Here is a 20,085-nt window from a genome sequence, read left to right on the forward strand (position 1 = left end):
CCGGTGGTGTCAGGGGGTGTGCGTCTCCACCGGGTAGGGCACATAGGTGCGCCGGTCCGGGTCGATGGAGAGCCGTCCACCGGCCGGGGGCCGGGCCCGCTGCGCACAGTCGCGGCGTTCGCAGATCCGGCAGCCCAGCCCGATGGGGGTGGCGGCGCGGGGGTCGTCCAGGGCGATCCCCTCGGCATAGACGAGCCGGTGCGCATGGCGCAGTTCGCAGCCGAGTGCCACCGCGAACTCGGCGCGCGGGGTGTGGTGGCCGAAGCCGCCGCGGGTGATGGTCCGCGCCACCCAGAAGTAGCGCTTCCCGTCGGGCATCTCCGCCACCTGCGTCAGGATCCGGCCCGGCGCGGAGAACGCCTCGTAGACCGTCCACAGCGGGCAGGTGCCGCCGAGCCGGGAGAAGTGGAAGTCGGTCGCCGACTGCCGTTTGGAGATGTTCCCGGCCCGGTCCACCCGCAGGAAGGAGAAGGGCACCCCGCGGCGGCCGGTGCGCTGAAGGGTGCTCAGCCGGTGGCAGGCCGTCTCGAAGCTCACCCCGAAGCGCGCGGAGAGCAGCTCGATGTCGTAGCGCACCTCCTCGGCGGTGGTGTGGAAGGCGGTGTACGGCATCAGCAGGGCGCCCGCGAAGTAGTTCGCCAGGCCGATGCGGGCGAGCGCCGCCGACTCCGGCGAGGTCAGCTCCGTCGCGCTGTCGGCGAGCTGGGCCAGCAGCGGGCCGTGCTCCAGCAGGGCCAGCTGGGTGGCGAGCTGGAAGGCGCGGCGGCCGTCGCTCAGCCAGGGCGAGAGGAACAGCAGCCCGGTCTCCGGGTCGTAGCGCCGGGCGTCGGCCGAGCGGCCCGAGGCGGCCGGGACCACGCGGACGCCGTGCCGCTCGGCGAGCCGCACCGCCAGGGGGTCGGCGGCGCGGCCCGGCCGCAGCCCCAGTGACCCGGCCGCCCGCTCCGCCTCGCTGTCCAGGGGCTCGAAGTGGTTGTGGTGGGCGTAGAAGAAGTCCCGCACCTCGTCGTGCGGCTCCGCCGGGGGCAGCGCGCCGCCGGTGCCCGGGGCGCCGAGCGCCGCGGCCTGCTCGGCGGCGTCGCGGTAGCGGTGGTGCAGGGCGACCAGGGCGCGGGCCATCTCGGGGTGGTCGCGGGCGGCCTCGGTGATCTCCTCGGCGGCGGGCAGCGGCACCCCGCACGCCTCGTCGGCGAGCGCGGCCCGCAGATCGGCCGCGAGCCGGTCCTCCTCGGCCTCGGAGAAGAACTCCGCGTCGACGCCGAACACCTCGGCGATCCGCAGCAGCACGGGTGCGGTCAGCGGGCGCTGGCTCTGCTCGATCTGGTTGGCGTAACTGGTGGAGATGCCCAGCGCGCGTGCCATGTCGACCTGGTTCATCCCGTGCTCACGGCGCAGCCGGCGCAGCTTGGCGTGGGCGTAGACCTTGCGGTCCGCGGTTCGCCGGGCCATGGCACACCCTCCTCGTCCCCGGCCGCCGGGCACCACGTCCGAGCGGCACTACTTGCGAAGATAACATCCGCAGATTTCGCAGATTCGCAGTTGAGGACGGTACTGATTCCGCAGATTGGAGCGGTGGCCCCGGGGCTCCGGCGCGGGGCAGGCTCGATCACCGGCAGACCCGCCGAGGCGAACGACGTCCACAAGGAGTCCCGTGATCGAGCACCGCGTCCGAGTCCACCCCAGCGCCGACCGGCTGTCCCGCGAGGACCAGCTCGCCTGGAAGCTTGCCGCCGTGGCCACCGGCACCCAGGAACTGGACCGCGAGAGCGCGGCCATGGCCGTCAACCGGGTGATCGACAACGCCTCGGTCGCCGTCGCCTCCCTGCTGCGCCGTCCGGTCGCCGTGGCCCGCGCCCAGGCCACCGCCCACCGCGCGGCCGCCCCCGGCGCCTCGGTCTTCGGCAGCCGCACCCGGGTCTCCCCGGAATGGGCCGCCTGGGCGAACGGCACCGCCGTCCGCGAACTCGACTTCCACGACACCTATCTCGCGGCCGACTACTCCCACCCCGGCGACAACATCCCGCCGCTGCTCGCCGTCGCCCAGCACACCGGCCGCACCGGCGCCGACCTGCTGCGCGGCATCGTCGCCGCCTACGAGATCCATGTCGCCCTGGTCAAGGGCATCTGCCTGCACAAGCACCGCATCGACCACGTGGCCCACCTCAGCGCCGCCACCGCCTGCGGCCTGGGCGCACTGCTGCGGCTGCCGACGGAGACCGTGTACCAGGCGGTGCAGCAGGCCGTGCACACCACCACCGCGACCCGGCAGTCCCGCAAGGGCGAGATCTCCAGCTGGAAGGCGTACGCACCCGCCTTCGCCGGCAAGGCCGCCATCGAGGCCGTGGACCGCGCCCTGCGCGGCGAGACCTCCCCCTCCCCGGTCTACGAGGGCGAGGACGGCTTCCTGGCCTGGATGCTCGACGGCCCGGACGCCGACTACACCGTCCTGCTCCCCGGAGCGGACGAACCCCGGCGCGCGATCCTCGACACCTACACCAAGGAGCACTCCGCCGAGTACCAGGCGCAGGCGATCATCGACCTGGCCCGGCGGCTGCGCGAGAAGACCGGACCGCTGGAGCGGGTGCGCTCGATCGTGCTGCACACCAGCCACCACACCCACAACGTCATCGGCTCCGGTGCGAACGATCCGCAGAAGTACGACCCCGAGGCCAGCCGCGAGACCCTCGACCACTCCGTGCCGTACATCCTCGCCGTCGCCCTCCAGGACGGCGCCTGGCACCACGAGCGCTCCTACGCCCCCGAGCGGGCCGCGCGTCCGGAGACCGTCGAGCTGTGGCGGAAGATCACCACGGTCGAGGACCCCGAGTGGACCCGCCGCTACCACGACCCCGACCCCCAGCGGCGCGCCTTCGGCGGACGGGCCGTGATCACCCTGGACGACGGTTCGGTGATCGAGGACGAGCTCGCCGTCGCCGACGCCCACCCCGCCGGGGCCCGCCCCTTCGACCGCCCCGCCTACGCGGGCAAGTTCCGCACCCTCGCCGAGGGCATCGTCACCCCGGGCGACCAGGACCGCTTCCTCGCCGCCGCCGAGCACCTGGCCGAACTGGGCGCGCCCGACCTGGACGGGCTCTTCCCGGCCGTCGACACCGAGGCCGTCGCCGCCTGTGACGCACGGCTCCCGAAGGGCCTGTTCTGATGCTGCTGCACACCCGCACCACCCCGGCCGAGCGGCGCCGCGCCTTCCGCGAGCAACTCGCCTCCGGCAGGCTGCTGCGCATCCCCGGCGCCATCAACCCGCTGTCCGCACGCCTGATCCAGGACACCGGCTTCGACGCCGTCTATCTCTCCGGCGCCGTCCTCGCCGCCGACCTGGGGCTGCCCGACATCGGCCTGACCACTTCCGTGGAGATCGCCGCCCGCGCCCAGCAGACCACCCGGGTCACCGACCTGCCCGTCCTGATCGACGCCGACACCGGCTTCGGCGAGCCCATGAACGCCGCCCGCACCGTCCAGCTCCTGGAGGACGCGGGCGTGGCCGGGCTGCATCTGGAGGACCAGGTCAACCCCAAGCGCTGCGGCCACCTCGACGGCAAGACCGTCGCACCCCGCGCGGAGATGCTCCGCCGGATCAGGGGTGCCGTCGACGCCCGCCGCGACCCGGACTTCCTGCTCATGGCCCGCACCGACGCCCGCTCGGTGGAAGGGCTCGACGCGGCGATCGACCGCGCCAGGGCGTATGTCGACGCGGGCGCCGACGCGATCTTCCCCGAGGCCCTCGCCGACCTCTCCGAGTACGAGGCCTTCCGCAAGGCCGTCGACGTGCCGCTGCTCGCGAACCTGACCGAGTTCGGCAAGACGCCCCTGCTGGACGCCCGCACCCTGGAGAACCTCGGCTACAACATCGCCCTCTACCCGGTGACCCTGCTGCGCATCGCCATGGGCGCCGTCGAGGACGGACTGCGCACCATCGCCGCCGAGGGCACCCAGCAGTCGCTGCTGCCCCGTATGCAGACCCGCTCCCGCCTGTACGAACTCCTCGGCTACGAGGAGTACTCGGCCTTCGACTCGGCCGTCTTCGACTTCACCCTCCCGCCCGGCGCCTGACACCCCGGAGGCCGACCCATGTCCACCACCGCACCCGAGATCCACCGCGGTCTCGCCGGTGTCTTCGTCGACACCACCGAGATCTCCACCGTCATCCAGGAGACCAACTCCCTGACCTACCGCGGCTACCCGGTCCAGGACCTGGCCGCCCGCCGCTCCTTCGAGGAGGTCGCGTATCTGCTCTGGTACGGCGAACTCCCGGACGCGGCCCAGCTCCGCGACTTCCAGGCCCGCGAACGCGCCCTGCGCCCGCTGGACCGCACCACCTCCGAGCTGCTGGCCCGGCTGCCCGAGTCCTGCCACCCGATGGACGTGCTGCGCACCGCCGTCAGCTTCTTCGGCGCCGAGGACCCCACCGAGGACGACGGCAGCGCCGCCGCCAACCGCGCCAAGTCCCTGACCCTGCTGGCGAAACTGCCCACCGTGGTCGCCGCCGACCAGCGCCGCCGCCGGGGCCTGGACCCGATCCCGCCGGACCCCGACCTCGGCTACGCGGAGAACTTCTTCCACATGTGCTTCGGCACGGTGCCCGACCCCGACGTCGTGCGCTGCTTCGAGATCTCCCTCGTGCTGTACGCCGAACACAGCTTCAACGCCTCCACGTTCACCGCACGCGTGGTCACCTCCACCCTCTCCGACCTCTACAGCGCGGTCACCGCGGCGATCGGCGCCCTCAAGGGCCCCCTGCACGGCGGCGCCAACGAGGCCGTGATGCACATGCTGGACGAGATCGGCGACCCCGCCCGGGCCGAGGAGTGGCTCGACGAGGCGCTGGCCACCAAGCGGAAGATCATGGGCTTCGGCCACCGCGTCTACAAGCACGGCGACTCCCGCGTGCCGGTCATGCAGGAGGCCCTGGACCGGCTGGTGGCCCGCGCCGCCGACCCCGAGGTGACCCGCCTGGCCACGCTGCACGCGGCCCTGCGGCACGCCATGCTCCAGCGCAAGGGCATCCACCCCAACCTGGACTACCCGGCCGGGCTCGCCTACCACCTGATGGGATTCGACACCCCCGTCTTCACACCCCTGTTCGTGATGAGCCGGGTCACCGGCTGGACCGCCCACATCACCGAACAGCTCGACCACAACGCGCTGATCCGGCCCCTCGCCTCCTACGCGGGACCGGACCAGCGGGCAGTGCCGACGGGGCGCTAGCCCTCAGACCGGTGCCGGGGCGGTGCAGGACGCGGGAGCCGCGGGCACCGTCCCGTCCTCCTCGCCCGGCAGCATCACCTGGATGTGGTCGAGGAGGGCCTCCGTCACCTCGTCCAGGTCGAGCCGCTTCTCCACCGCCCGCAGATGCGGCAGCCCGGCCCTGGTGCTGGCCCGGGGCGGTGCGAGGAGCTGGCAGCAGTCCTCGTCCGGCAGTATCGAGATGTCCGCCGTACCGAGCGACCGGGCCTCGTCGATGATCTCCTGCTTCTCCCAGCCGATCAGCGGACGCAGGATCGGCAGGTCCGAGGCCTCGTCGACGGCGACCAGATTGGCCAGCGTCTGGCTCGCCACCTGCCCCAGGCTGTCGCCCGTGACCAGGGCCTGCGCCCCGGTCCTGGCCGCCAGCGCCGAGGCGGTCCGCACCATCAGCCGCCGCTGGGCGACCACTTGGAGCCGCCCGGCGCCGACCACGGCCAGCTGCTTCTGGGCCTTGCCCAGCGCGATGACATGCAGCCGCCCGGGCGGCTGGTACCGGTTCAGCTCCCGGGCCAGGGCATACGCCTTGTACACCGACGAGGGGTTGGTGTACGGAGCACCGCTGAAGTGCACGAACTCGCAGGCCAGACCGCGCCGCATGGCCCGGTGGGCGGCCACCGGCGAGTCATAGCCGCCGGACAGCAGTACCAGGGCCCGGCCGCTGGAGCCGACGGGCAGCCCGGTGACGCCGGGGTGCCGGGTCCAGGAGAGATAGGTCTCCTTGCGGTCGATCTCTATGGTCAGCAGTACATCGGGCCGGGTGAGATCGACATGCAGGCCCGTGACCTCCTCCAGGACCCGGGCGCCCACCTGGGCGGCCATCCGGGAGGAGGTCAGCGGGAACTGCTTGTCGCGTCTCTTCACCCGCACCGCGAAGCCGCGCCCGGGCCGGTCGGCGCTCACCGCGCGCAGCGCCTCGACGGCCGCCCGGTTGATCTCCTCCAGCGTGCTGGGCACACGTATCGCCGGTTCGACGGAGTTGAAGCCGATCACCCGGCGCGCCCGTTCCACGAGCGCCTCCTGCGGGACCTGGCCGCCCAGCACGGTGACGTTCTGGGCGGACTTGATCCAGGTGGAGCCGCCGACACCGCGCAGGGCGACCCGCAGGTTGTCGTGCAGCCGCTCGACGAAGCGGTGACGGTTGTGGCCCTTGAGGAAGACCTCGCCGTGCTTGAGCAGCACACAGGGACCGTAGGGGGCGGAAGCGGCCCGGGGAGCGGGCACCGTGGGTTTGCCGGACATCATGAGCCTCTCAGAAGTCCCAGTCGTCATCGGCGGTGTCCTCCGCCTTGCCCATGACGTAGGAGGAGCCGGAGCCGGAGAAGAAGTCGTGGTTCTCGTCCGCGCCCGGTGACAGCGCGGCCAGGATCTCCGGGTTGACCTCGCTCTCCTTCGCGCCGAAGCGCGCCGGGTAACCGAGGTTCATCAGCGCCTTGTTGGCGTTGTAGCGGACGAAGACGGCCACGTCGTCCATGAGCCCCAGCGGCTCGTACAGCTCGCCCGAGTAGGTGAGCTCCAGCTCGTACAGCTCCTCCAGGAGGTCGTACGTGAACGCGCGCATCCGCTCCTGCTCGGCCGTCGGCCGCTGCTCCAGACCGCGCTGGTACTTGTAGCCGGAGTAGTAGCCGTGGACCGCCTTGTCCCGCAGGATCAGCCGGATCATGTCGGCCGTGTTGGTCAGCAGGGCATGGGTGGAGAAGTGCAGCGGGAGGTAGAAGCCCGCGTACAGCAGCAGCGACGACAGCAGGGTGGAGGCGACCTTCCGCTTCAGCGGATCGTCGCCGTAGTAGTGCTTCAGGACCGTCTTGCACCGCTGCTGGAGGACGTCGTTGCCCACCGCCCAGCGGTAGGCGTCGTCGATCTCCGGGGTACTGGCGAGCGTGGAGAACACCGAGGAGTAGCTGCGGGCGTGCACGGCCTGCATAAAGGCGATGTTGGTGTACACCGCCTCCTCGTGCTCGGTGCGCGCGTCCTGGATCTGCACGATCTCGCCGACCGTCGCCTGCACGGTGTCCAGCATGGTCAGACCGGTGAACACCCGCATGGTCAGGGTGCGTTCGTCGGCGGTGAGCCGCTGCCGCCAGGCGTTCACATCGTTGGAGAGCGGCACCTTCTCGGGCAGCCAGAAGTTGGCGGTGAGCCGGTTCCACACCTCCAGGTCCTTCTCGTCGGTGACCCGGTTCCAGTTGACCGGGCGCAGCCGGGCGGCGGGGTCGTGGCGGTAGGAGGGGGGCGTGACCGAGATGTCGGTCAGCGGCGGTGGGGTGGTGGTCATCGTCGGTGTGTTCCTCAGAGCGTGCAGGAGAGGCAGTTCTCGATCTCGGTCCCGGCCAGCGCCTCCTGGCGCAGCCGGATGTAGTAGAGGGTCTTGATGCCCTTGCGCCAGGCATGGATCTGCGCCTTGTTCAGATCACGGGTGGTCGCGCTGTCGCGGAAGAAGAGGGTGCAGCTCAGCCCCTGGTCGACATGCTGGGTGGCCGCCGCGTAGGTGTCGATGATCTTCTCATAGCCGATCTCGTACGCGTCCTGGAAGTACTCCAGGTTGTCGTTGTCCATGTGCGGCGCCGGGTAGTAGACACGGCCGAGCTTGCCCTCCTTGCGGATCTCCACCTTGGCGGCGATCGGGTGGATGGAGGCGGTGGAGTCGTTGATGTAGCTGATGGAGCCGGTGGGCGGCACCGCCTGGAGGTACTGGTTGTAGATGCCGTGCTCCATGACGGAACGCTTCAGCGCCCGCCAGTCGTCCTGTGTGGGCAGGTGCACCCCGGCCTCGGCGAACAGCTCCCGGACGCGCTCGGTGGCCGGCTGCCACGCCCGCTCGGTGTACTTGTCGAAGTAGCTGCCGTCGGCGTACGCGGAGGACTCGAAGCCGTCGAAGGCCGTGCCGCGCTCGATCGCGATCCGGTGGGAGGCGCGCAGCGCGTGGAAGGCGACGGCGTAGAAGTACATGTCCGTGAAGTCCACGCCCTCCTCGCTGCCGTAGTGGATGCGCTGCGAGGCGAGGTAGCCGTGCAGGTTCATCTGGCCGAGGCCGATGGCGTGGGAGAGGTCGTTGCCGCGGGCCACGGACGGTACGGCGTCGATGTGCGACTGGTCCGAGACCGAGGTCAGCCCGCGCACGGCCGTCTCGACGGTGGTGCCGAAGTCCGGTGCGGCCATGGCGGCGGCGATGTTGAGCGAGCCGAGGTTGCAGGAGATGTCCCGGCCGACCGTCTCGTAGCCGATCGAGGCGTCGTAGGTGCTCGGCGTGTTGACCTGGAGGATCTCCGAGCAGAGGTTGGACATGTTGATCCAGCCCTCGATCGGGTTGGCCCGGTTCACCGTGTCCTCGAACAGCAGGTACGGGTACCCGGACTCGAACTGGAGCTCGGCGACCGTCTTGAAGAACTCCCGGGCGCTCAGGGTGGTCTTGCGGATGCGCGGGTTGGCGACCAGGTCGTCGTAGTGCTCGCTGACGGAGAGGTCGGACAGCGGCCTGCCGTACTCGCGCTCCACGTCGTACGGCGAGAACAGGTGCATCTCCTCGTTGCGCTTGGCGAGTTCGAAGGTGATGTCGGGGACGACCACGCCGAGCGAGAGGGTCTTGATGCGGATCTTCTCGTCCGCGTTCTCCCGCTTGGTGTCCAGGAACCGCATGATGTCGGGGTGGTGCGCGTGCAGATACACCGCGCCCGCGCCCTGGCGCGCGCCGAGCTGGTTGGCGTAGGAGAAGGAGTCCTCCAGCAGCTTCATCACGGGGACGACACCGGACGACTGGTTCTCGATCTTCTTGATCGGCGCGCCCTGTTCGCGCAGGTTGGTCAGCAGCAGGGCGACGCCACCGCCGCGCTTGGACAGCTGGAGCGCGGAGTTGATGCCGCGTCCGATGGACTCCAGGTTGTCCTCCACCCGCAGCAGGAAGCAGGAGACCAGCTCGCCGCGCTGGGCCTTCCCGGCGTTGAGGAAGGTCGGGGTGGCGGGCTGGAAGCGACCCGTCATCATCTCGTCCACCAGATGGGAGGCGAGGCTCTCGTCGCCCGCGCCCAGGTAGAGCGCGGTGGCGGCCACCCGGTCCTCGTAGCGCTCCAGATAGCGGGAGCCGTCGAAGGTCTTCAGGGTGTACGAGGTGTAGTACTTGAACGCGCCCAGGAAGGTGCGGAAGCGGTGCTCGTGCGCGTACGCCTGCCGGAAGAGGCCCTCGATGAACTCCCAGCTGTAGCGCCGGAGGGGGGCTTCCTCGTAGTAGTCGTGCTCAATGAGGTAGTCGATCTTCTCCTTCAGCGTCGGGAAGACCATCGTGTTCGGGTTGACGTGCTGGAGGAAGTACTGGCGGACGGCCTCCCGGTCCTGGTCGAACTGGATGCGCCCGTCGCAGTCGTACATGTTCAGCAGGGCGTTGAGGGCGTGGTAGTCCTTGCGCGTCCCGACCGACTCACGCGGGGGCGGGGGCACCGTGACGGCCGTGGGGAGGGCGGTCATGCCGCCGGCCTCGCCGGCCGGCTGGTTGACGAGTGTCGTGTCCAAAACTTCCGCAGTCCTTCCCTCACGGCACGGACATCGCGGTCCGTGCCCAGCAGTTCGAATCGGTACAGCTCGGGGACCTGGCACTTGGCCGAGATGACGCGCCCGGCCAGGCAGTAGTCCGCGCCGAAGTTGGTGTTGCCGGAGGCGATCACTCCGCGCAGCAGGGTCCGGTTGGCCGGGTCGTTGAGGAACCGGATCACCTGTTTGGGGACCGCGCCCGCGCGTTCGCCGCCGCCGTAGGTCGGCACGATCAGCACATAGGGCTCGGTGACCCGGGGCATGCCCTCGCGGTGGGCGTGCAGGGGGATCCGCGTGGCGGGCAGGCCCAGCTTCTCCACGAAGCGCTTGGTGTTCTCCGAGACGCTGGAGAAATACACGAGGCTGCTCAACGGTGCCGCCTCCTCTCGCTCGTTCCCGTGTCGCATCCGGGGACCGGGAGGGGAGGAGCGTCGCGGCGCGTACGGCGGTGCACCGGGCGGCGGAAGTCGGTCACGCCTGGCCCGGGTCCGTGCGTCTGCCACGCGGCCCTCCCTCGGGGCCTCGGAGCGCGTACACCGCTCTTCGGCGTACGCGCCGGTGGCAGGTCTTCGGACTCGCGGGCGCGTCTCGTGTCGTACGAGACCCCTACTGGCCGTCGCTTCCCAGGCCCCTTCACCGGGCCCAGTGCGTCTGACGGCGGTCGTTCCCGCTCACCGCTGCGGGGCAGCCCCGGATTCCCACCGGGTTCCCTCTTGCCTCGCCCGGCACCGCAGTGCCTGGCGAACCACCAGCACGTCCAACACTACATCTAGATCAGGCTGGATGGAGCCACCCCAGATGTTGTGTCGAGAGCCGCCGAAGGGGTGTAGTAAGGTGACCCTAAGTTCGACCGGAAACGCGACGGCCGGGGAGGGCGTGAACCCTCCCCGGCCGTGGTGCGCCGGTGGTGCCGGATGTGCCTCGGTCAGGAGGCGGGCAGCTCCTCACGCACCGTGCGGGCCGCGGCCACCAGGTTCTCCAGCGAGGCGCGGGTCTCGGCCCAGCCGCGGGTCTTCAGACCACAGTCGGGGTTGACCCACAGCCGCTCGGCCGGGATGGCCTTCAGACCGGTGCGCAGCAGCTCCGCGGCCTCCTCGGCGCTCGGCACACGCGGCGAGTGGATGTCGTAGACACCCGGTCCCGCCTCGCGCGGGTAGCCGTGGGCGGCCAGCTCCCGGGCGACCTGCATGTGCGAACGGGCCGCCTCCAGGCTGATGACGTCGGCGTCGAGGTCGTCGATGGCCTGGACGATGTCACCGAACTCGGCGTAGCACATGTGGGTGTGGATCTGGGTGTCCGGCCGGACACCGGCCGTGCTCAGCCGGAACGCCTCGGTGGCCCAGTCCAGATAGGCGGGCCGGTCGGCGGCGCGCAGCGGCAGGGTCTCCCGCAGCGCGGGCTCGTCCACCTGGATCACCGAGGTGCCCGCCGCCTCCAGGTCGCCGACCTCGTCGCGCAGGGCGAGCGCGACCTGCCGTGCGGTGTCCGCGAGCGGCTGGTCGTCGCGGACGAAGGACCAGGCGAGCATGGTCACCGGACCGGTGAGCATGCCCTTGACCGGCCGGTCGGTGAGGGACTGGGCGTACGTCGTCCAGCGCACCGTCATCGGCTCGGGCCGGGAGATGTCGCCCGCCAGGATCGGCGGCCGGACATAGCGGGTGCCGTAGGACTGGACCCAGCCGTGCTGGGTGGCCAGGTAGCCGGTGAGCTGCTCGGCGAAGTACTGGACCATGTCGTTGCGCTCGGCCTCGCCGTGCACCAGGACGTCCAGGCCGGTCTTCTCCTGGAAGGAGATCACCTCCCGGATCTCGGTCCGGATGCGCTCCTCGTAACCGGCCGTGTCGATCCGGCCGGTGCGCAGGTCCGCCCGTGCCGTGCGCAGCTCGTCGGTCTGCGGGAACGAGCCGATGGTGGTGGTCGGCAGCAGCGGCAGACCGAGTCCGGCGCGCTGGGCCGCGGCACGCTCGGCGTACGGCTGGGAGCGGCGGGCGTCGGCCTCGGTGACGGCCGCGGTCCGCGAGCGGACGGCCGGGTCGTGGGTGATCGGCGAGCCCGCGCGGGACTCCAGATCGGCCCGGTTGGCGGCGAGTTCGGCGGCGATCGCGTCGGTGCCGTGGGCCAGGCCCTTGGCGAGGGTGACGATCTCCTGCGTCTTCTGCCGGGCGAAGGCCAGCCAGCGCAGGATCTGCGGCTCGATGTCCCGCTCCAGAGCGGTGTCGAAGGGGACGTGCAGCAGGGAGGAGGAGGCGGACACGTCGACCCGGTCCGCCAGCCCCAGCAGGGTGCCCAGCGTGGACAGGGACTTCTCCAGGTCGTTGACCCAGATGTTGCGGCCGTTGACCACACCGGCGACCAGGCGCTTGCCGGGCAGGCCGCCCGCGGCGGCGAGGTCGGCCAGGTTGGCGGCCGCCGCCTCGGTGAAGTCCAGGGCAAGTCCCTCGACCGGGGCCTTGGCGAGCACCGGCAGGGCCTCGCCGAGACGGTCGAAGTAGGAGGCGACCAGCAGCTTGGAGCGGTCGGTGAGGCCGCCCAGTTCGCGGTAGGCGCGGGCGGCGGCGTCCAGCTCGGCCGGGGTGCGGTCCTGGACGAGGGCGGGCTCGTCGAGCTGTACCCACTCGGCGCCCGCGGCCCGCAGGTCGGCGAGGACCTCCGCGTAGACCGGCAGCAGGCGGTCCAGGAGGGTCAGCGGGTCGAAGTCGTCGGCCACGCCCGGCGCGGGCTTGGCGAGGAGGAGGTAGGTGACCGGGCCGACGAGGACGGGGCGTGCGGTCAGGCCCAGCGCGAGGGCCTCCTTCAGCTCCGCGACCTGCTTGGCCGAGTCGGCCGTGAAGACCGTGTCCGGGCCCAGTTCCGGCACCAGGTAGTGGTAGTTGGTGTCGAACCACTTGGTCATTTCGAGCGGCGCGACATCCTGGGTGCCGCGGGCCATGGCGAAGTAGCCGTCCAGGGCGTCCGCCTCGACGGCGGCCCGGTGGCGGGCGGGGATCGCGCCGACCATCACGGTGGTGTCCAGGACATGGTCGTAGTACGAGAAGTCACCGGTGGGCACTTCGTGGATGCCGGCCTCGGCGAGCTGCTGCCAGTTGGTGCGGCGCAGTCCGGCGGCGGTACCGCGCAGGGCGTCGGCGGTGACGCGGCCCTTCCAGTAGCCCTCGATGGCCTTCTTCAGTTCCCGGTGCTGTCCCTGGCGGGGGTAGCCGTACACGGTGGCCCGTGCTGCCGCGGCTGCGGACTTTGTGGTCACGGAGATCTCCTTCGCGAGATGAATCCCTGAGTCCCGGCGACGGAACGAGTGCGCGAAGGGTGACGGACCGGACGGAAACGACCTCGCGCGGCAAGCGCGGTCATCCGCCTGGTGTGTACGCCGACCCGCCCTCGAGGTCACCGGATTGTCCGCGCGCGAGTCGTCCCGCACGCGGGCAGTTGGCAGGTATTCGGACTCACGGGCACGCCCAGGCCTCTGTCGAGGCGCGGACACCTACTGGCCGTCGCTTCCCGGACCCGGTACATCGGGCCCAGTGCGTATGACGGCGGTCGTTCCCGCTCACCGCTGCGGGGCAGTCCCGGATTCCCACCGGGTTCCCTCTTGCGACGCTCCCGCCTGGCTGACGGGGCGAACCAGCTGCACGGGCCACACTACGCATCCGTCCGCGAGCGTGCCGGGACCCGTCCAGCATTCGGAAGGTGAAGTGGACCACGCGGTGGACAAGTGTGAAATGCGGCAGGGGCGGGAAGCGCGGTCACCCACGCTTCCCGCCCCTCTTCGGTGCGGTCCTGTCCGATGCGGTCCTGTCCGATGCGGTCGGCGGCCGGCGGATCCCCCGCCCGGCGCCGCCGGTTCCGGATCCCCCGACCCGTGGGAACCCGGCAACGCCCCGGCGGGCCGGGGCCCTCACCCCTGGTCGTACCGGTGGAATCCCCGCCCGGACTTACGGCCCAGCAGCCCCGCCTCCACCATCCGCTGGAGCAGCGGGGGAGGGGCGTAGAGAGGCTCGCGGAATTCGTCGTAGAGCGACTCGGCGATCGAGGCCACGGTGTCCAGCCCGATCAGGTCCGCGAGCCGCAGCGGCCCCATCGGGTGGGCGCAGCCCAGTTCCATGCCCGCGTCGATGTCGGCGGCGGTGGCGAAGCCGGACTCCGCCATCCGGACCGCGGCCAGGAGGTAGGGGACGAGCAGGGCGTTGACGACGAAGCCCGCCCGGTCCTGGGAGCGGATCACGGTCTTGCCGAGCGTGCCGCTCGCGAACTCCTCGGCCGCGGCCAGGGTCTTTGCCGAGGTGTGCAGCGAGGTCACGACCTCCACCAGGGGCAGCACCGGGACGGGGTTGAAGAAGTGCAGCCCCACCACCCGGTCCGCCCGCCCGGTCGCCATCCCGAGCCGCATCACGGGCAGGGAGGAGGTGTTGGTCGCGAGCACCGCCTCCGGATCCTCGACGATCTTGTCGAGGGCCGCGAAGACCTCGGTCTTGGCGACCGGGTTCTCCACCACGGCCTCGACGACCAACTGCCGGTCGGCCAGGTCGTCCAGGTCCCCGGTGAAGACCATCCGGGCGAGCGCGTCCCGGGCGTCGGCGCCGGACAGTTTCCCGCGCCGCACCGCCCGGTCCAGCGAGGACGCCACCGTCTCCCGGGCGGCCCGGGCCGCGACCGCGTCCACCTCGCACACCACGGTGTCCAGTCCGGCCCGGGCGCACACCTCGGCGATCCCGGCGCCCATCTGGCCGCCGCCGACCACCCCCACGCGCGCGATGCGTCCGCTCACGCCGCCCGCTCCAGGACCCGCACCAGGTGGCGGGAGTAGGCCTCCGGCGTGAAGAACAGGGGCAGTTCACCGCAGAGCGCGGTCCGTTCGAACAGCTCCCGCGCCTCGTCGACACACGCCCACGGGGACTCCGCACCGAGGGCCGCGGCCTCGGCGTCGAGCAGCCGGAGCACCGTCTCCCGGTCGACCACCCGGTGCCGCAGCCACTGCCAGATCTGCACCCGGGCGATCTCGGCGGTGGCCGCGTCCTCCATCAGGCCGTAGAGCGCGACGGCTCCCTGACCGCCCACCCAGGCGGCGAAGTAGCGCAGCGCGATCGCGATGTTGGTGCGCACGCCCTCGGAGGTCGGCGGTCCGCTGATGCGCCGCACCGACAGCAGCTCGGCCGGGGTCACCTCCACGTCGCCGCGCTGGCGGTCGAGCTGGTGCGGCCGCTCGCCCAGCACCCCGTCGAACACCTCGCGGCACACCGGCACCAGACCGGGATGGGCGACCCAGGACCCGTCGAAGCCGTCCTCCGCCTCGCGCTCCTTGTCCAGCCGGACCGTGGCGAGGGCCGCCTCGTGCGCGGCCGGGTCCTTGCTCGGCACCTGGGCGGCCATGCCGCCGATGGCGTGGGCGCCGCGCCGGTGGCAGGTGCGGACCAGGAGTTCGGTGTAGGCGCGCATGAACGGCGCGGTCATCGTGACCTTCGCGCGGTCCGGCAGCAGGAAGTCGGTGCGGTGACCGAAGGTCTTGATCAGGCTGAAGAGGTAGTCCCAGCGGCCCGCGTTGAGACCGGCGCTGTGCTCGCGCAGCTCGTAGAGGATCTCCTCCATCTCGAAGGCGGCGGTGATCGTCTCGATCAGGACCGTGGCGCGGACCGTGCCCCGGGGGATGCCGAGCAGCTCCTGCGCGAGGACGAAGACGTCGTTCCACAGCCGCGCCTCGTAGCGGTTCTCCAGCTTGGGCAGGTAGAAGTACGGGCCGTACCCGGCGTCGATCTGCCGCTGGGCGCAGTGGAAGAAGTACAGCCCGAAGTCCACCAGGGCGGCGGGCACGGGCCGGCCGTCGTACTCCAGGTGCTCCTCGTCGAGGTGCCAGCCGCGCGGGCGGATCATGATGGTGGCGATCCGCTCCCGGTCGGTGAGCCGGTACTCCTTGCCCTCCGCGGAGGTGAAGTCGATCCGCCGGTCGATGGCGTCGATCAGGGTGAGCTGGCCGCCGATGATGTTGTCCCAGGTGGGTGCGGTGGCGTCCTCGAAGTCCGCCATCCAGACCCGGGCCCCGGAGTTGAGGGCGTTGACGGCCATCCGGCGGTCCGGCGGCCCGGTGATCTCCACCCGCCGGTCGTGCAGTCCGGGAGCGGGCGGCGCGACCCGCCAGGAGGGGTCGGCGCGCACGGCGGAGGTCACCAGCGGGAAGTCGAGCGGGGTTCCGGCGGCCAGGCGCAGGGCCTGGCGGCGGCGCTCCTTGAGGAGTTCCTGACGACGCTCGGTGAACGCGGCGGCCAGCCTGCCCACGAAGTCGAGGGCGGCGGGCGTCAGGATCTCGTCGTGGCGGTGGGCCGGAGCTGCGAGGACACGGACCTGCTGAGCCGGAGCGATCGTGGTCATCGGGTTCTCCTGAGGAGTGGAGGCGGCGGGGCCGCCGGTGGGAGCGGGTGCCGTTCGGGGCAGCGGGGGGAGGGTCGCCCGGGTCGGGGTGCCGGGGCTGTGGGCCGGGTCGTGAAGGGGCCGGACGGGGTGGTCGGCCGGGTGCGGGCCGGTCCGGGACGGTCGCCCCGGTGGGGCGGGCCGGGGACCGCCCGGTGGTCCGGGGGCGTGTCCGGTGGTCCTGGACTCGGCCGGCGGTCCGGGTCCGCCCGACGGTCCGAGCTTGTCCGACGGTCCTGGTTTTGTCCGGTGGTCCGGGGCCCGTCCTGGGTCCGGTGGGCCTGTCCGGGTGTCCGGTGGCCCGTCGGGCCGGGTGTGGCCCGGGCGGTCGGCCGGGGCGGCGGCGGTGCGAGCGGTCGTCCTGCCCGGGGGGTCCGTCCGGAGGGGACGGCTCCGTCCGGGGCGATTGCTCCGTTCGGGTGACGGGGCGGTCGCCGGGCGGGGTGGCCGGGGCGTTCACCGAGGGGTCGGTTGCGGCCGGAGAGGTCCTGGGTCGGGACGGCGGAGGTGCGCCGGGTCGGACGGTCGCGGTCGCGGTGGTCCGCAGGGGGACCGGCGCCGGGGCGCCTGTCCGGCGGAGGCCGCCGGGGTCGTCCATTCTGCGGGGCCGACAGGGATTTCCCGTGCTGCTGTGGCTGCCGGGGGCGGCGGCCGGGCGGGGGTGCTCGGGGCGGGACCGGATGACGGATCCCGTGGCCGTTGCGCCCCTCGTGCCCGGCCTGCTCGTCGCTCGTCAGGGTGTGGAGCGGCGGTGGCGGCCGATCGCGCCGCGGGGGGCGACCGGCCGGGGGCGGGCGGACGGCTCGCGGTCGTCCCGCGAGCCGTCCCGCGCCGTGCCTAGTGGAACTGCTCCTCCTCGGTGGAGCCCGTGAGGGCCGTGGTCGAGGAGGCCGGGTTGACGGCGGTGGAGACCAGGTCGAAGTAGCCGGTGCCGACCTCGCGCTGGTGCTTGACGGCGGTGAAGCCCTGCTCCTGCGCGGCGAACTCCTTCTCCTGGAGGTCGACGTAGGCGGTCATGCCGTGCTCGGCGTAGCCGCGGGCCAGGTCGAACATGCCGTGGTTCAGGGAGTGGAAGCCGGCCAGGGTGATGAACTGGAACCGGTAGCCCATCGCACCCAGCTCGCGCTGGAACTTGGCGATCTGGTCGTCGTCCAGCGCCGCCTTCCAGTTGAAGGACGGGGAGCAGTTGTACGCCAGCATCTGGTCCGGGTACTGGGCGTGGATGGCCTCGGCGAACTCGCGGGCCTGCTCCAGGTCCGGGGTGCCGGTCTCGACCCAGATGAGGTCGGAGTAGGGGGCGTAGGCCAGACCGCGGGCGATGACCGGGGCCATGCCGTTGCGGACCCGGTAGAAGCCCTCCGCCGTGCGCTCACCGGTGACGAACTCGGCGTCGCGCTCGTCGACGTCGCTGGTGATCAGGTTCGCGGCCAGGGCGTCGGTGCGGGCGATGATGACCGTGGGCACGTCCGCGATGTCGGCCGCGAGACGGGCGGCGTTGAGGGTGCGGATGTGCTGCGAGGTGGGCACCAGGACCTTGCCGCCGAGGTGGCCGCACTTCTTCTCCGAGGCGAGCTGGTCCTCGTAGTGGATACCGGCCGCGCCCGCCGCGATCATCGCCTTGGTCAGTTCGAAGGCGTTCAGCGGGCCGCCGAAACCGGCCTCCGCGTCGGCGACGATCGGCGCCAGCCAGTCGGTGGTGTCGCCCGCGTTCTCGGCGGTGGCGATCTGGTCGGCGCGCAGCAGCGCGTTGTTGATCCGGCGGACCACCTGCGGCACCGAGTTGGCCGGGTACAGGCTCTGGTCGGGGTAGGTGTGACCGGCCTGGTTGGCGTCGGCGGCGACCTGCCAGCCGGAGAGGTAGATGGCCTGGAGACCGGCCTTGACCTGCTGGACGGCCTGGCCGCCGGTCAGGGCGCCGAGGGCGTGGATGTAGTCCTGCTCGTGCAGCTGGCGCCACAGGCGCTCGGCGCCGCGGCGGGCGAGGGTCTGCTCCTCGCGGACACTGCCGGAGAGCCGGACCACTTCCTCGGCGCCATAGGTGCGCTCGATGCCCTGCCAGCGGGGGTCGGTGGCCCAGCGCTGTGCGAGTTCCTCGGCTGCCTGCGTCCTCGCGTCTGCCATGACGGTCACCCTCTCCTCGGTCTGCATCTGTTTGCCAATCTCCCGTCCCGATGAACTGGGGTGGCACTGTGTGTCATGTTGTGTGGTGCACGGCCCGCCGTCCCGTTGCCGGACCTGGGTGAGCAATGCTGCCGTGCGCGGCCCCTTGGATACCGGGATCTCCGACGTCAGGGCGTGATATCGAGCCCCGGTATCGGTTGGTGGCCGTTGGGGTCCGGCGGGCCGTACAACCACTTTCGCACTGGCACTCAGTGCCATCAACCGTGCAAGCATGCCAAGTTTTGCGAATCTTCCCTGCGATGATTGCGAAGGTTGCGAAGGGGCAGGGCCTGTTTGCCTCGCGTAAGGTGACCGCCGGGCCCGGACCACGGAGGAGACGCGGTGAGCAAGACGTACGCGGGAGCGCGCCTGCGCCGCCTGCGCGAGGACCGCAGGATGAGTCAGGCCGAACTGGCCCGGGTGCTCGCCATCTCGCCGAGCTATCTGAACCAGATGGAGCACGACTCCCGCCCCCTCACCGTCCCGGTGCTGCTGCGCCTGACCGAGGCCTTCGGCGTCGAGCCGGGCTTCTTCTCCGAACGCGACACCACCCGGCTGGTGGCCGACCTGCGCGAGGCGCTGGCGGGAGAGCTGGCCGAGTCCCGGGTCTCCGCCTCCGACCTGACCGAGCTCGCCTCGCGGATGCCCACGGTGGCGCGGGTGCTGCTCGACCTCGGCCACCGCAACCAGGTGCTCGCCGAACGCCTCGCCGGGGCCACGGACGCCCGCGACATCGGCTCCGAGCCGCCCCAGTCGCCGCACGAGGAGATCCGGGACTTCTTCTACCGCCGCCAGAACTACCTGCACGACACCGACCTCGCGGCCGAGCGGCTCGCCGAGGAGATCGGGATCAGGCCCGGCGAGGTCGTCCCCGCCCTGACGGCCCGTCTGGCCGACCGCCACGGCGTCCGGCTGGCCGTCGAGGCCGACGGCCATCTGCACCGTTACGACGAGCCGAGCCGCACCCTCCGCCTCTCCGCCCGGCTGCGCCCCGGGCAGCGCGCCTTCCGGATGGCGACCCAGCTCGCCCTGCTCGAATACGGCGCCGAACTCGACCGGCTGGCCTCGGAGGACTTCCCCGCGGGCTCGCCCGCCCACTGCCTGGCCCGCATCGGCGTCGCCAACTACTTCGCGGCGGCCCTGATCCTGCCGTACGCCGCCTTCCACGCGGCCGCCGAGGAGGTGCGCTACGACATCGAACGGCTCACCGACCGCTACGGCCTCGGCTACGAGACCGTCTGCCACCGGCTGAGCACCCTCCAGCGCCCCCGGCTGCGCGGTGTCCCCTTCTCCTTCGTGCGGGTCGACCGGGCGGGCAACATGTCCAAGCGCCAGTCGGCGTCCGGCTTCCACTTCTCCCGGGCGGGCGGCACCTGCCCGCTGTGGAACGTCTACGAGGCCTTCGCCTCACCCGGCCGCATCCATGTCCAGATCGCCGAAATGCCCGACGGGCAGCGCTACTTGTGGACCGCCCGGGCCGTCACCCGGCACCGCGGCGGCTGGGGCGAACCCGGCAAGACCTTCGCCATCGGCCTGGGCTGCGAGATCCGCCATGCCCACCGGCTCGTCTACTCCGACGGCCTCGACCTCTCCAACGCCTCGGCCGCCACGCCCATCGGCATGGGCTGCCGCGTCTGCGAACACCTCGAATGCCCGCAGCGCGCGGCTCCGCCCCTCGGCCGCCCCCTGCGCATCGACCAGAACACCAGCACCTTCGTGCCGTACCCCATCACCGACGCCGCCACCTGA

Annotated in this window: 13 protein-coding genes and 2 riboswitches; of the genes, 4 read left to right on the forward strand and 9 right to left on the reverse strand. The window is 71.6% G+C overall.

What is annotated here, in order from left to right:
- Positions 1-9: 9 nt before the first annotated feature.
- Positions 10-1,449 carry a short-chain fatty acyl-CoA regulator family protein gene (locus ACIHAA_RS05735; RefSeq protein WP_399813537.1) on the reverse strand — a complete coding sequence of 480 codons (1,440 nt, stop codon included), beginning with the start codon at positions 1,447-1,449 and terminating at the stop codon, positions 10-12.
- Positions 1,450-1,651: 202 nt separating this feature from the next.
- On the opposite strand from ACIHAA_RS05735, the gene ACIHAA_RS05740 reads away from it, so the two are divergent.
- Genes ACIHAA_RS05740 through ACIHAA_RS05750 form a run of 3 tightly spaced genes read left to right on the forward strand, consistent with a single transcriptional unit; the run spans position 1,652 to position 5,223 of the window.
- Positions 1,652-3,160, forward strand: coding sequence for an MmgE/PrpD family protein (locus ACIHAA_RS05740; RefSeq protein ID WP_399813538.1), 1,509 nt, complete (start codon positions 1,652-1,654; stop codon positions 3,158-3,160).
- The gene (gene prpB, locus ACIHAA_RS05745) at positions 3,160-4,068 is read left to right on the forward strand and encodes a methylisocitrate lyase (RefSeq protein ID WP_399813540.1); all 909 of its coding nucleotides are present in this window, start codon (positions 3,160-3,162) and stop codon (positions 4,066-4,068) included. Before ACIHAA_RS05740 ends, prpB begins: the two co-directional genes overlap by 1 nt.
- An 18-nt stretch (positions 4,069-4,086) precedes the next feature.
- On the forward strand, positions 4,087-5,223 hold the full coding sequence (locus tag ACIHAA_RS05750) for a bifunctional 2-methylcitrate synthase/citrate synthase (RefSeq protein ID WP_399813542.1): 1,137 nt from the start codon (positions 4,087-4,089) through the stop codon (positions 5,221-5,223).
- Positions 5,224-5,226: 3 nt separating this feature from the next.
- Here the strand turns inward: ACIHAA_RS05750 and thiI are convergent, their stop codons facing one another.
- The 8 genes from thiI to aceA all read right to left on the reverse strand — a co-directional run bounded on the left by thiI (position 5,227) and on the right by aceA (position 18,297).
- Entirely contained in the window at positions 5,227-6,501 is a 1,275-nt protein-coding gene (gene thiI / locus ACIHAA_RS05755; protein WP_399813544.1) for a tRNA uracil 4-sulfurtransferase ThiI, read from the reverse strand.
- Between the two features lie 10 nt (positions 6,502-6,511).
- Positions 6,512-7,534: a class 1b ribonucleoside-diphosphate reductase subunit beta gene (nrdF, locus tag ACIHAA_RS05760; RefSeq protein ID WP_399813546.1), complete on the reverse strand. Its 1,023-nt coding sequence runs from the start codon at positions 7,532-7,534 to the stop codon at positions 6,512-6,514.
- Between the two features lie 14 nt (positions 7,535-7,548).
- Positions 7,549-9,717 (reverse strand): class 1b ribonucleoside-diphosphate reductase subunit alpha, encoded by a 2,169-nt coding sequence (gene nrdE, locus ACIHAA_RS05765; RefSeq protein ID WP_399813745.1) that lies wholly within the window; start codon positions 9,715-9,717, stop codon positions 7,549-7,551.
- Complete coding sequence (gene nrdI / locus ACIHAA_RS05770) at positions 9,714-10,151, reverse strand: class Ib ribonucleoside-diphosphate reductase assembly flavoprotein NrdI (protein ID WP_399813548.1); 438 nt, start codon at positions 10,149-10,151, stop codon at positions 9,714-9,716. The genes nrdE and nrdI overlap by 4 nt, the downstream gene beginning before the upstream one ends.
- A 171-nt stretch (positions 10,152-10,322) precedes the next feature.
- Positions 10,323-10,545: riboswitch (cobalamin riboswitch) on the reverse strand.
- Positions 10,546-10,705: 160 nt separating this feature from the next.
- Positions 10,706-13,024: a 5-methyltetrahydropteroyltriglutamate--homocysteine S-methyltransferase gene (gene metE / locus ACIHAA_RS05775; RefSeq protein WP_399813549.1), complete on the reverse strand. Its 2,319-nt coding sequence runs from the start codon at positions 13,022-13,024 to the stop codon at positions 10,706-10,708.
- Positions 13,025-13,187: 163 nt separating this feature from the next.
- A riboswitch (cobalamin riboswitch) is annotated at positions 13,188-13,418 on the reverse strand.
- A 254-nt stretch (positions 13,419-13,672) separates the two neighbouring features.
- The gene (locus ACIHAA_RS05780) at positions 13,673-14,542 is read right to left on the reverse strand and encodes a 3-hydroxybutyryl-CoA dehydrogenase (protein WP_399813551.1); all 870 of its coding nucleotides are present in this window, start codon (positions 14,540-14,542) and stop codon (positions 13,673-13,675) included.
- Positions 14,539-16,137, reverse strand: a complete 1,599-nt coding sequence (aceB, locus tag ACIHAA_RS05785; RefSeq protein WP_399813552.1) for a malate synthase A — start codon at positions 16,135-16,137, stop codon at positions 14,539-14,541. Before aceB ends, ACIHAA_RS05780 begins: the two co-directional genes overlap by 4 nt.
- An 876-nt stretch (positions 16,138-17,013) precedes the next feature.
- Positions 17,014-18,297: an isocitrate lyase gene (aceA, locus tag ACIHAA_RS05790; protein ID WP_399813554.1), complete on the reverse strand. Its 1,284-nt coding sequence runs from the start codon at positions 18,295-18,297 to the stop codon at positions 17,014-17,016.
- 381 nt (positions 18,298-18,678) lie between these two features.
- Between aceA and ACIHAA_RS05795 the strand changes: the two genes are divergently transcribed.
- The gene (locus ACIHAA_RS05795; RefSeq protein WP_399813556.1) at positions 18,679-20,085 is read left to right on the forward strand and encodes a short-chain fatty acyl-CoA regulator family protein; all 1,407 of its coding nucleotides are present in this window, start codon (positions 18,679-18,681) and stop codon (positions 20,083-20,085) included.

The organism is Streptomyces sp. NPDC052040, from assembly GCF_044548405.1.
GTDB lineage: Bacteria > Actinomycetota > Actinomycetes > Streptomycetales > Streptomycetaceae > Streptomyces.